Genomic DNA, 12,642 nt, shown 5'->3' on the forward strand with positions numbered 1-12,642 from the left:
GAAGGCGAGATGGTAGGGATTGCGCATGTACAGGGGCCTGGGGTGGGTCAGATGGTGTTGCGCGTGGCCTGACAAGGGGGACATTGTCAGAGTGGTAACAAGAGTTGTTGTCTTTGGTTTGCAGGTGTTGCCATGCCGTGGTGACCCTTCGTGCCGGTGGAGATGAATCGGGCATTACACCGGGCGAGCCAGTGACCGGCAATGTCTGTTCAGCCAGTTTTACCGGTCGGCCTAGTCAAAAGACATATTCATGGTGATGGGGGTGTCGATGTCGGTATCGACGCGCAATGAAGGCAGGCAAATGCAGGGCGGGCAAGGGGAAGGCATGTACAGCGCTGGCCCTGCTGGTAAGTGGTATCAGCGGACGGGCAATGGCTGCGGGGTGGGGGACGGCCTGAGGGCGCGCGGGAGATGTTTGTTGTACTAGCGGGCGCTACTGCCGCCGACAGGCAAAGCCAACGCTGCCGCCAGCTGCGGCAGACCGGGGAAGATGCTGATCTGCCCGGCAAACTGGGCGGCGGTTTCGGTGGACAGGTGTACCCCGGCCACGGCCACTCCGGCAGCGAGGCCAGCGGCAATGCCGGAGGCGCTGTCTTCCACCAGCAGGCAGTTGGCGGCATCTGCGCCCAATAGTTGCAAGGCATGATGGATTAGCGCCGGGTCCGGCTTCCAGGCATTTACCTCGTAGGCACTGATGATGGCGTCGCCAAAATAGGGTTTCAGCCCGGTGCTGTGCAAGCTGGTTTCTATCTTCTCGCGCGGGCCGTTGGAGGCAATGCAGCGTGGCAGGGTCAGTGCGGCCAGCAAATCATGCGCGCCGGGCATGGTGTCCAGTTGGCTCGCCAGCAGCTGCAGGCTTTGCTGACGAAACTGCTGGCTGAATAATGTGCGGTCCAGTTGCGGAAAGTGCTGGCTGATGTCGTCCAGAAAGCGGGCATAGGGCCGGCCACGGAAATAATGCAGGATGGTTTCTTCATCCAGCAGATGACCATGTTGCTGCAGGAGCTGCCCCAGCAAGCGCGCCGACAGGCTTTCACTGTCTACCAGCGTGCCATCGCAGTCAAATATCACCGCCTTGATCTTAAACACTTACCTAACTCCCATGACTATCAGTTATAGCAAACGGTTATAGCTGTTAGTGCTTGTGCCGACTACTTCTGCTGGCTGCAAGTCACCAGAATGGTGCCCCACCTCATGCCCTGCAAATGGGGAACTGATGATGGCACAGCCTGGGTGGCACTGCATACAAAACAAGAGGAGACAAAAGATGAAACTTTCAACACGGCTGGGGCTGATTGTGGGGCTGGCGGCGCTGGGCGGTTTGCTGCTGGCGGTCATGGGCCTGAGCTCCCTGCGCAGCACGATGCTGGAACAACGCAAGGAATCCATCCGCACCGTGCTGACGCTGGCGGGGCAGCAGGTCAGGTACTTCCAGCAACTGGAGCAAAGTGGCCAACTGAGTCGTACCGAGGCCCAGCGCCGTGCCATCGAGGCCCTGCGCAGCATGCGCTACGAGAAAAGCCTGTATCTGTGGGCGCGCACCACTGGCGCGCTGGGCCTGGTGTTGCCGGGTGACAAGGGGGTGGGGCAGGTGGATTTCGGCAAGCTGCTGGCCGATGGCCGCCATGACTTCAACCGCTATCTGGATGTGCTGGCCACGCAGAACATCGGCTTTGTCGAGCTGATGGTGGTCAAGCCCGGCAGCAGTGAGGAAGTGCTGAAAATCAACGGCGTTACCCGTATAGACGGCTGGGATTGGGTGATTGGCTTTGGTGCCTGGACTGACGACATCCAGGCGGCTTTCTGGCAAGTGGCGCTGCGCTATATGGCAACCGGTCTGCTGCTGTTTGCCGCCATTGGCGGGGTGGCGGTGTGGATGGCCCGCAATATCTACCGGTCACTGGGCGGCGAGCCGGAGCTGGCTGCGCAGCTGGCAGGCGAGATTGCGGCGGGCAAGCTTGACCGGCAACTGGATGCACGCGCCCCGGCGGGCAGCCTGATGGCCTCCATCGCGGTAATGCAGGCTAATCTGCGCGGCCTGATTGGCGGCATTCAGGACAATGCGCGCCAGGTTGGTCAACTGTCACATAATCTGGCGGGCCAGATGGCGCAGATCCATGACGCCTCGCGCCTGACTTCGGCGGCCATCTCTTCCAGTGCGGCGGTGATTGAGCAATTGGCTGTCAGTGTGGATCACATCTCCATGGGCGCGCGCGAAACCGAGGCCAACTCCACCCGTGCGGCAGAGCTGGCCGCGCGTGGGTCTGCGCTGGTGGTGCATGCGGGGGAGGAAATCAGCCGGGCAGCCGGGCAGGTGAGCGATGCCTCGCGGCTGATCGGCTCGCTGGAGCAGCGTACCGACCAGATTGGCGATATTGCCAATGTGATCCGTGATATTGCCGACCAAACCAATCTGTTGGCGCTGAATGCCGCCATCGAGGCCGCCCGCGCGGGCGAGCAGGGCCGTGGCTTTGCCGTGGTGGCGGATGAGGTGCGCAAGCTGGCCGAACGCACCAGCACCGCTACCGCACAGATTGCCAGCACGGTGCAGGCGGTGCATGCCGATACCGCCGCCGTGGTGCAGGGCATGCAGGCGATGGCACCGCAGGTGGCCATGGGTGTGGACATGGCGGCCCAGGCGGGCGATGCCCTGCTGCAGATCAACACCGCCTCGGCGCAGGCGCTGGACCAGGTGCGCCGCATTGCCAGCGCCACCACCGAGCAAAGCCAGGCCAGTAACAGCGTGGCACGCAATATCGAGCAGATATCCGGCCGGGTGGAAGAATCCAACCGTTCGGTAGATGAAGCCTGCGCCCATGTGGCCGAGCTGGAGCAGCTGACCGAAACCCTGCGCCAGTCGGTAGCCCGCTTTCAGGTATGAGGCCAGTAACGGCATAAGAGGAGGGGGCAGGGCGGCTTGCTGCTTAAATTGAACTGTGTTCAAATCCGGAACCACTCGGCAAGGAGAAGCACAATGGCAGGCAGCATGGAGCGTTCGCTGGCAATTCTGGAATTGCTGGCCCGTAACGGCGGGCAACTGCCGCTGCATGTCATTGCCGACACCCTCAATATGCCGCGCAGTGGTGCGCACCGGCTGCTGGCCATGCTGATCGAACAGGGCTATGTGCGCCAGCATGCGGATAAGGGCGAGTATCAGCTGTCGCTCAAGCTGGTGTCGCTGGGGCTGATCTACCTGTCCACTAGCGGCGTGGCCGATGTATCGCAGCCGATTCTGGAAAACCTGGCGCGCAGCTCCGGGGAGCTGGCGCGGCTGGGCATCATCGAAAACGCGCTGATCACCTTTGTGGCCAAGGCGCAGGGCGCACGCTCCGGCCTGCGTTACGACCCTGACATGGGCAGCAATCCGCCGCTGTTTTGTACCGCCAGCGGCCCGGCCTGGCTGTCACGGCTGAGTGATGAGGAGGCCTTGCAGATTGTCGCCCGCCAAGGCTTTGGCAATGGCCACGACTACGGCCCCAATGCCCCGCGTACCATTGCCGCCTTTCTGGAAGTGCTGCACGCCACCCGCAAGCGTGGCCATGCGGTGGCGGTGGACAGTTACGAACCGGGCATGACCTCGCTGGCCGCGCCCATCATTCACCCGCTTAACCAGCAGGTGGTGGGAGTGGTGACGCTGGCTGGCCCCACCAGCCGCCTTCAAGCCGAACGCCTGCCGGAGCTGGGCAGCCTGTTGCAGGATGCCGCACGCGAGCTGGGTGAAGCCTCACTGGGCTCGCTGTACTTCAAGTCCTGATTTCCCCTGTTATTTCATAGATGGCCCGCCAGTCGGGCCATTGCCATTGATGCACTCGATGTATAGCAAACTGCTATATCTGCTAGAGCGATCGTGCTCTTTTTTAATGCATGGCGCGGGAACACAATCCTCGCATGCAAACCTCTATCCCAACTCTGTTCATGCGTGGCGGTACCTCACGCGGGCCCTTCTTCCTGGCAGACGACCTGCCGCAGGATCAGGCATTGCGCGACCGTGTGCTGCTCGCTGTCATGGGCTCTCCCGACCGCCGCCAGATTGACGGACTGGGTGGAGCACACCCGCTGACCAGCAAGGTTGGCATCATCTCGCGCGGCAGCCAGCCCGGTGTGGACCTGGACTTCCTGTTTGCCCAGCTGCAGCCGGACAAGGACACGGTGGATACCACCCCCAATTGCGGCAATATGCTGGCGGCGGTGGTGCCGTTTGCACTGGAGCGCGGCCTGGTAACGGCGCAGGGCGAAACCAGCACCTTCCGCGTGCTCACCCTCAATACCGGCATGCAGTGCGACGTGACGGTGCAGACGCCGGGCGGCCAGATGCGCTACGACGGCGACGCCCGCATCGACGGCGTGCCCGGCAGCGCCTCGCCCATCACCATTAACTTTCTGGATACCGCCGGTTCGGTGTGTTCCGGCCTGCTGCCCACCGGCAAGGTAAAAGACGTGGTGCAGCTGGAAGGCGTGGGCGCGCTGGACATCACCTGCATCGACAACGGCATGCCGCTGGTGATGCTGCGTGCCGCCGACCTGGGCCGCACTGGCTACGAAAGCGTGGCCGAGCTGAACGCCGACACCGAGCTGAAAACCCGGCTGGAAGCGCTGCGCCTGCAATGCGGCCAGCTGATGGGCCTGGGCGATGTCAGCAACAAAACCTATCCCAAGATGTGCCTGATTGCCGCGCCGCGTGACGGCGGCAGCATCAGCACCCGTTGCTTTATTCCGCACGTCTGCCACGACGCCATCGGCGTGCTGGCGGCGGTGACGGTGGGCACCGCCTGCGTGCTGGAAGGCTCGGTTACCGACGGCATCGCGCAGATGCAGTCTGGCCTGCGCCATCTGGTCTCGGTGGAACACCCGACCGGCGAATTCTCGGTGGATCTGGAGCTGGACCCGGCCAATCCGCAAAACGTCATCCGCGCCGCACTGCTGCGCACCGCACGGCTCATCATGCGCGGAGAGGTCATGATTCCCTCCGCCATCTGGAAAGGACAGCAAGCATGATCATCGACATCCACGGCCACTACACCACCGCCCCCAAGGCGCTGGAAGACTGGCGCAAACGCCAGATCGACAACCTCGCCACCCCGGCGCTGGGCCCCAAAGCCTCCGAGCTGAAAATCTCCGACGACGAGCTGCGCGACACCATCGAAAGCAACCAGCTGCGGCTGATGAAGCAGCGCGGCTCCGACCTCACCATCTTCAGCCCGCGCGCCAGCTTCATGGCCCACCACATCGGCGACTTCAACACCTCCTCCACCTGGGCGGCCATCTGTAACGAGCTGTGCTACCGCGTCAGCCAGTTGTTCCCGGACAACTTCATCGGCGCGGCCATGCTGCCGCAGTCGCCCGGCGTCGATCCGGCCACCTCCATCCCGGAGCTGGAACGCTGCATCCAGGACTACGGCTTTGTCGGCATCAACCTCAACCCGGATCCGTCCGGCGGCCACTGGACCAGCCCGCCGCTGTCCGACCGCCACTGGTACCCCATCTACGAAAAAATGGTGGAGTACGACATCCCGGCCATGGTGCATGTGTCTACCAGCTGCAACTGCGCCTTCCACACCACCGGCGCGCACTACCTGAACGCGGACACCACCGCCTTCATGCAATGCCTGACCTCGGATTTGTTTACTGATTTCCCCACGCTGCGCTTTGTCATTCCGCACGGCGGCGGCGCGGTGCCTTACCACTGGGGCCGCTTCCGTGGGCTGGCGCAGGAAATGAAAAAGCCGCTGCTCAAAGACCACCTGCTGAACAACATCTTCTTTGACACCTGCGTCTACCACCAGCCGGGCATCGACCTGCTGACCCGTGTTATCCCGGTGGACAACGTGCTGTTTGCCAGCGAGATGATCGGCGCGGTACGCGGTATCGACCCGGAAACCGGCCACTACTACGACGACACCAAACGCTACATCGAAGCGGCGGCACTGAGCGATGCCGAACGGCAGCAAATCTTCGAGGGCAATGCCCGCCGGGTGTATCCGCGACTGGATGCCGCTTTGAAAGCCAAAGGTTTGTAAGCCAGTCCGCCTAGAGAACAGATCAAGAAGGAAGACCGCACCATGTACCAACTCGGAGTCGTTTACCGCAACATCACCCGCGCCGACCGCGCCGCCGCCGATGCACTGGCCGCGCTGGGTTCCGCCACCGTGCACGAAGCCATGGGCCGCGTCGGCCTGCTCAAGCCTTATATGCGCCCCATCTACTCAGGCAAGCAGGTGTCCGGCACCGCCGTCACCGTGCTGCTGCAACCGGGTGACAACTGGATGCTGCACGTGGCGGCAGAACAGATACAGCCGGGAGACATCGTAGTGGCAGGTGTTACCTCGGAATGCACCGACGGCTACTTTGGCGACCTGCTGGCCACCAGCTTCCAGGCCCGTGGTGCCCGCGCGCTGATCATCGACGCTGGCGTGCGCGACGTGAAAACCCTGCAGGAAATGGACTTCCCGGTGTGGAGCCGCGCCATCAGCAGCAAAGGCACCATCAAGGCCACGCTGGGCTCGGTCAACATTCCGGTGGTGTGCGCCGGCATGCTGGTACATCCGGGCGATGTCATCGTTGCCGACGACGACGGCGTAGTGTGTGTGCCCGCCGCCCGTGCAGCAGAAACCCTGGCAGCGGCACAAAAGCGCGAATCGTTCGAAGGCGAAAAACGCGCCAAGCTGGCCTCCGGTGTGCTGGGCCTGGACATGTATGCAATGCGCGAGCCGCTGGCCAAGGCTGGCCTGCGCTATATCGACTGAGGACGACAGCATGAGCAAACCCGTAAGTGGCGACTTCAGCAAAACCGCAGGCTGGCTGGACTGGTTTGACGGCCCGGCCAAACCGGCCTTCACCCTGCCAGCGGGCGCGGTGGATGCCCACTGTCACGTATTCGGCCCGGGGGCGGAGTTCCCCTATGCGCCGGAACGCAAATACACCCCCTGCGATGCCAGCAAGGCGCAGCTGTTTGCCCTGCGCGACCATTTGGGCTTTAAACGCAATGTGATTGTGCAGGCCACCTGCCATGGTGCCGACAACCGCGCCATGGTGGATGCCTGCCGCGCCAGCAATGGCAGGGCGCGTGGTGTGGCCACCGTCAAACGGGCGGTGACCGATGAAGAACTGCAAAGCCTGCACGATGCCGGTGTGCGCGGCGTGCGCTTCAACTTCGTCAAGCGGCTGGTGGACTTCACCCCCAAGGACGAGCTGCTGGAAATTGCCAGCCGCATCGCCAAACTGGGCTGGCATATCGTGGTGTATTTTGAAGCGCAGGACCTGCCCGAGCTGTGGGACTTCTTCACCAACCTGCCCACCACCGTGGTGGTGGACCACATGGGTAGGCCGGATGTCAGCCTTCCGGTGGACGGGCCGCAGTTTGAATTGTTCGTGAAACTGATGCGCGAACATGACAATATCTGGTCCAAGGTCAGCTGCCCGGAACGCCTGAGCGTGAGCGGCCCCAAGGCGCTGGATGGTGAGCGCCACGCCTATCACGACGTGATTCCGTTTGCCCGCAAACTGGTGGAAACCTTCCCCGAGCGCGTGCTGTGGGGCACTGACTGGCCGCACCCCAATCTGAAAGACCATATGCCGGACGATGGCCTCTTGGTGGATTTCATCCCCCATATCGCGCCAACCGCCGCACTGCAGCAACAGCTGCTGGTCACCAATCCCATGCGCCTGTACTGGCCGGAAGAATGCTGAGGAGCCGCCATGGCTTTGGACAAACCGTATAAAGATGTGCCTGGCACCATCATTTTTGATGCCGAGCAAAGCCGCCTGGGCTACTGGCTGAACCAGTTTTGCACCAGCCTGATGAAGGCAGAAAACCGCGCCCGCTTTCTGGCCGACGAACGCGCGTATCTGGACGAATGGCCGATGACGGAAGAGCAGAAGCAGGCGGTGATGGCGCGCGACCTCAACTGGTGCATGGCGCTTGGCGGCAATATCTACTTCCTGGCGCGCATTGGTGCCACTGACGGCAAGAGCTTCCAGCAAATGGCTGGCTCCATGACCGGCATGAGCGAAGAGGAATACCGCAACATGATGGTGGCCGGTGGCCGCTCGGTGGAAGGCAATCGTCGCATCGGTGAAGATGGCGACGCCCAGGCGCACCGTCAGCCGCAAGGTGCGGGCAGCAAGAAAGAAGGCAACTGATATGGCACGCATCACCGCATCCGTTTACACCTCCCACGTACCGGCCATCGGCGTGGCGATGGACCTGCACAAAACGCAGGAAGACTACTGGCAGCCGCTGTTTGCCGGTTATGACTTCTCCAGACAATGGATGAAGGACAACAAGCCGGACGTGATTTTCCTGGTGTACAACGACCACGCCACCGCCTTCAGCCTGGACATGATTCCCACCTTCGCCATCGGCACCGCAGCCGAGTACAAACCGGCGGATGAAGGCTGGGGCGCACGCCCGGTACCGGTGGTGAAGGGCCATCCGCAACTGGCCAGCCATATTGCGCAAAGCGTCATCCAGCAGGATTTCGACCTCACCATCGTCAACAAGATGGACGTGGACCACGGCCTCACCGTGCCGCTGTCGCTGATGTGCGGCGAGTTGGACCCGGTGAAGGACGCCTGGCCCTGCCCGGTGATTCCGTTTGCCGTCAATGTGGTGCAATACCCGGTGCCGTCCGGCCAGCGCTGTTTTGCGCTGGGCCAGGCCATCCGCAAGGCGGTGGAAAGCTTTGACGAAGACCTGAACGTGCATATCTGGGGCACCGGCGGTATGAGCCACCAGCTGCAAGGTGCACGTGCCGGGCTGATCAACCGCGAGTGGGACAACAACTGGCTGGATTTGATGATCAACGACCCGGTGGCCTGCGCCAAAGTGCCGCATATCGACTATGTGCGCGAAGCGGGTAGCGAAGGCATCGAACTGGTGATGTGGCTGATTGCCCGTGGTGCCATGGCCGATGTGAACGATGGCCAGCGCAGCGGCCCGCTGCCGCAGGTGGCACACCGCTTCTACCATGTCCCGGCATCCAATACCGCCGTGGGTCACGCCATTCTGGAAAACAAAGAATAAGGAATCCCTGTCATGACAATCAAAGTAGCACTGGCTGGCGCAGGTGCCTTCGGTATCAAGCATCTGGACGGCATCAAGAATATTTCCGATGTGGAAGTGGTATCGCTGATTGGCCGCGACCTGGCCAAAACCCGCGAAGTGGCGGACAAATACGGCGTGGCCCATGTCACCAATGACCTGAACGAAACCCTGGCCATCAAGGAAGTGGACGCCGTCATCCTGTGTACGCCCACCCAGATGCATGCTGGCCAGACCGCCGCCTGCCTTGAGGCGGGCAAGCACGTGCAGGTGGAAATTCCGCTGGCCGATACCCTGGCGGGTACCGAAGCCGCCGCCGCGCTGCAAGCAGAGACGGGCCTGGTGGCCATGTGCGGTCATACCCGCCGCTTCAACCCCAGCCATCAGTGGGTACACAACAAGATTACGGCTGGCGAGTTCAACATCCAGCAGATGGATGTGCAAACCTACTTCTTCCGCCGTACCAATATGAACGCGCTGGGCCAGCCGCGCAGCTGGACCGACCACCTGCTGTGGCACCATGCCGCCCACACCGTGGACCTGTTTGCCTATCAGGCTGGCAGCCCCATCGTGAAGGCCAATGCCATCCAGGGGCCGATTCACCCGCAACTGGGCATCGCCATGGACATGTCCATCCAGCTGAAGGCCGCCAACGGTGCCATCTGCACGCTCAGCCTGTCGTTCAACAATGACGGCCCGCTGGGTACTTTCTTCCGCTATATCGGCGACAGCGGCACTTATATTGCCCGTTACGACGACCTGTTCAACGGCAAGGAAGAGAAGATCGACGTATCGCATGTGGCCGTGTCGATGAACGGCATCGAGCTGCAAGACCGCGAATTCTTTGCCGCCATCCGCGAAGGCCGTGAGCCCAACTCCAGCCTGCGTCAGGTTCTGCCGTGCTATCAGGTGCTGCATGTACTGGAGCAGCAGCTGGTTTAGAGCCGCTGAAAAACCTGGTGCTGCGTGCTTTTAGCAGCGCTTGCGTTGATGCGTTTCTTTTGTAATCCCTTTTGTAAGCGACCCTCCTGAACAAGGCAGTCCGGTTCACCTAAACCGGCTGACCTTGTCTTTTTCATGCCGGGGCCGCAGAAACAGTGCAAGGACAGTTCCATGAAACAGCGACAGCTTGGCCCGTTTACCGTTTCTGCCATTGGCCTTGGCTGCATGAATCTCAGCCATGCCTACGGTGTGCCTCCGTCTGCCGAGCAGGGTGGCCAGGTATTGCTGGCGGCGCTGGACGCGGGCGTCACCCTGTTTGATACCGCTGCCTTGTATGGCTTTGGGGCCAATGAGGAGCTGGTGGGCAAGGTGCTCAAGCCCCACCGGCAGCAGATTGTGCTCACCAGCAAATGCGGCATGACCGGGGTGGAGGGCAAACGGGTAATCGACGGCAGGCCGGAAACCCTGCGCCAGACTTGCGAAGACAGCCTGCGCCGTCTGCAAACCGATGTCATCGACCTCTACTACCTGCACCGCTGGGACCAACAAGTGCCGATCGAGGATTCGGTTGGCGCGCTGGCTGATCTGCTGGCGGCAGGCAAAATCCGCAGCATCGGCCTGTCCGAGGTATCCGCTGCCACGCTGGCGCGTGCGCAAACAGTACATCCGATTGCCGCCGTGCAAAGCGAATACTCGCTGTGGACGCGCAATCCGGAAATTGCGCTGCTGGATGCCTGCCGCGCCCAGAACGTGGCGCTGGTGGCCTTCAGCCCGCTGGGCCGTGGCTTTCTGGCCGGTGGCGTGCGCGACCCGTCCGGCTTTGCCGCCAACGATATCCGCCGTGCCATGCCGCGCTTTCAGGCCGAGCACTTTGCCCGCAACCTGCGCCTGCTGGATGCGCTGCAAGGGCTGGCCACCGAAACCGGCTTCACCCTGGCGCAACTGGCCATGGGCTGGCTGCTGGCGCAAAGCGAGCAGGTGATTGCGATTCCGGGCACCAGCAATATCAGCCATCTGCAGGAAAACCTGTCCGCCGACACGGTGGAACTGAGCATGGAGGTGCTGACCCGCTTGGATACCATCGTCAATGAACACACGGTGAGCGGTGCGCGTTACAACGCCACCACCCAGCAGGAAATCGATACCGAGGAATTTGGCGTTTCTGCCTGAGCCAGCTTGGCCCGGCGGGAGATGACCGCACTATTGCTTCCATCTGGGGTGTAAACCCGTGCCGACAGGGCTTTCCTGTCGGCCTTTTTTTGTCTGTAAAAGCGGACCGTGCTGCTGGCTGCGGCAGATAAAAAAAGACCCGGCTTAGGGCCGGGTGCTCAGCGAAGGAGGAAAAATGCTGACAACAGTGTATGGGTTTACTGCAACTGCGCAGTGACTCAGGCAAGCGGCTCCAGCAGCATCACACCGGCTGCGGTATTGGAGATGGGCAGGTGGTAGGTGTTTTGCAGCGCACGCACTTCACCCTTGATGGTGGCGCGGGCAGCCAGCCACATCAGCAGCTCGATGCCTTGCGAGCCGGTATGTTCCACCAGTTGCTCCACCGTGTACTGGGTGGCCCACTTGGGGTTGTCCAGCAGGCTTTGCATGAATTGCAGATCGAAGGGTTTGTTGATGAAACCGGCGCGTTCGCCATCCAGCTGGTGCGACAGGCCGCCGGTGCCAATCACCACCACGCGCGCGTCGGAATCCCAGCTGGCTATGGCGTCGCCAATCGCCTCGCCCAGCTTGTAACAGCGGCTGGCGGACGGAATGGGAAACTGCACGGTGTTGATACACACTGGCACCACCTTGATCGGGCAAGCACCTTCTTGCGGCCACAGCAGTTTCAGGGGCAGGGTAAAGGCATGGTCCACCAGCATTTCCTGGCAGGTGGTGAGGTCGAATTCCTGGTTCACCAGCTGCTTGATCAGGTGCCAGGACAGCTCGGTGTCACCAGTAAACGGCGGCAGGGTGGGAATGCCCCAGCCTTCGTCGGCATTGTGGTAGTGCGGCGCGGCACCCACCGAGAAGGTGGGCATTTTGTCCAGGAAGAAATTCAGGCCATGGTCGTTGTACACCACCACGGCGACATCGGGTTTTACTTCGTCCAGCCAGCGATGGATGGGCGGGAAGGCGTCAAAAAACGGCTTCCAGTACGGTTCGTTCTGCAGATTGCCAGCAATGGCGCGGCCAATGGCCGGAACGTGGGAGGTAACGATGCTGCCAACGATTTTTGCCATGATTATTGCCCCGCGTTCAGCAGTTTTTGTTTGAATTCGTCTTTGCTCATGCCGGTTTGCTGGGCGCCGATGTCTTGCACGTCCAGGCCGAAAATGCCGGCAAACTTGGCCAGGTAGTACACATTGCCGCCAGCGGCCAGCAGTTGCAGCACATTGCGGCTTTGCACCGCCGCCAGTTGCGGCGCAGTCAGGCCAAAGCGGGCGCAGTAGGCGGCTTCGTCGGCCTTGAAGGCGTCGCGGTTGGCCTTGTCGTTGAAGGAAAAGCACATCTTGTTGAGGGCATAGCCCTTCTGCGCCTGAATGTCGTCAAACAGGGTGGTGCCCGGAATGGACACGCGTTGTTGCTCCGCCATCACTTTCTCCCTTGTTGGTATCGTGGTGTCAGGCAGTGTCCATTTTTATAATGTGGAAATAAATGCAGTAAACCGG

At 61.5% G+C, this 12,642-nt stretch carries 13 protein-coding genes; 10 read left to right on the forward strand and 3 right to left on the reverse strand.

Annotated elements, in window-relative coordinates; all coding sequences use genetic code 11:
* Positions 1–423: 423 nt before the first annotated feature.
* Complete coding sequence (locus ACODR9_RS00005) at positions 424–1,089, reverse strand: HAD family hydrolase (protein WP_488806950.1); 666 nt, start codon at positions 1,087–1,089, stop codon at positions 424–426.
* Between the two features lie 178 nt (positions 1,090–1,267).
* Between ACODR9_RS00005 and ACODR9_RS00010 the strand changes: the two genes are divergently transcribed.
* From ACODR9_RS00010 to ACODR9_RS00055, 10 genes are all read left to right on the forward strand, one after another.
* Positions 1,268–2,881: a methyl-accepting chemotaxis protein gene (locus ACODR9_RS00010; RefSeq protein WP_488806951.1), complete on the forward strand. Its 1,614-nt coding sequence runs from the start codon at positions 1,268–1,270 to the stop codon at positions 2,879–2,881.
* A 93-nt stretch (positions 2,882–2,974) separates the two neighbouring features.
* Entirely contained in the window at positions 2,975–3,754 is a 780-nt protein-coding gene (locus ACODR9_RS00015; RefSeq protein WP_488806952.1) for an IclR family transcriptional regulator, read from the forward strand.
* Between the two features lie 134 nt (positions 3,755–3,888).
* Positions 3,889–4,995 (forward strand): 4-oxalomesaconate tautomerase, encoded by a 1,107-nt coding sequence (locus tag ACODR9_RS00020; RefSeq protein ID WP_488806953.1) that lies wholly within the window; start codon positions 3,889–3,891, stop codon positions 4,993–4,995.
* Positions 4,992–6,017, forward strand: coding sequence for an amidohydrolase family protein (locus ACODR9_RS00025; protein WP_488806954.1), 1,026 nt, complete (start codon positions 4,992–4,994; stop codon positions 6,015–6,017). The genes ACODR9_RS00020 and ACODR9_RS00025 overlap by 4 nt, the downstream gene beginning before the upstream one ends.
* 42 nt (positions 6,018–6,059) lie before the next feature.
* Positions 6,060–6,743: a 4-carboxy-4-hydroxy-2-oxoadipate aldolase/oxaloacetate decarboxylase gene (ligK, locus tag ACODR9_RS00030; RefSeq protein ID WP_488806955.1), complete on the forward strand. Its 684-nt coding sequence runs from the start codon at positions 6,060–6,062 to the stop codon at positions 6,741–6,743.
* A gap of 10 nt (positions 6,744–6,753) precedes the next feature.
* On the forward strand, positions 6,754–7,686 hold the full coding sequence (locus ACODR9_RS00035) for an amidohydrolase family protein (protein ID WP_488806956.1): 933 nt from the start codon (positions 6,754–6,756) through the stop codon (positions 7,684–7,686).
* 9 nt (positions 7,687–7,695) lie between these two features.
* Complete coding sequence (ligA, locus tag ACODR9_RS00040; RefSeq protein WP_488806957.1) at positions 7,696–8,139, forward strand: protocatechuate 4,5-dioxygenase subunit alpha; 444 nt, start codon at positions 7,696–7,698, stop codon at positions 8,137–8,139.
* A gap of 1 nt (position 8,140) precedes the next feature.
* Entirely contained in the window at positions 8,141–9,022 is an 882-nt protein-coding gene (locus ACODR9_RS00045; RefSeq protein ID WP_488806958.1) for a class III extradiol dioxygenase subunit beta, read from the forward strand.
* Positions 9,023–9,034: 12 nt separating this feature from the next.
* Positions 9,035–9,982, forward strand: coding sequence for a Gfo/Idh/MocA family oxidoreductase (locus ACODR9_RS00050; RefSeq protein ID WP_488806959.1), 948 nt, complete (start codon positions 9,035–9,037; stop codon positions 9,980–9,982).
* Positions 9,983–10,153: 171 nt separating this feature from the next.
* A complete protein-coding gene (locus ACODR9_RS00055) occupies positions 10,154–11,152 on the forward strand; it encodes an aldo/keto reductase (RefSeq protein ID WP_488806960.1) in 999 nt (332 codons plus the stop codon).
* A 218-nt stretch (positions 11,153–11,370) separates the two neighbouring features.
* On the opposite strand, the gene ACODR9_RS00060 is transcribed toward ACODR9_RS00055, so the two are convergent.
* Positions 11,371–12,213, reverse strand: a complete 843-nt coding sequence (locus ACODR9_RS00060) for a class III extradiol dioxygenase family protein (protein ID WP_488806961.1) — start codon at positions 12,211–12,213, stop codon at positions 11,371–11,373.
* Between the two features lie 2 nt (positions 12,214–12,215).
* Positions 12,216–12,566 carry a protocatechuate 4,5-dioxygenase subunit alpha gene (locus ACODR9_RS00065; protein WP_199101922.1) on the reverse strand — a complete coding sequence of 117 codons (351 nt, stop codon included), beginning with the start codon at positions 12,564–12,566 and terminating at the stop codon, positions 12,216–12,218.
* Positions 12,567–12,642 lie beyond the last annotated feature (76 nt).

It is taken from the genome of Aquitalea sp. FG25, assembly GCF_057809375.1.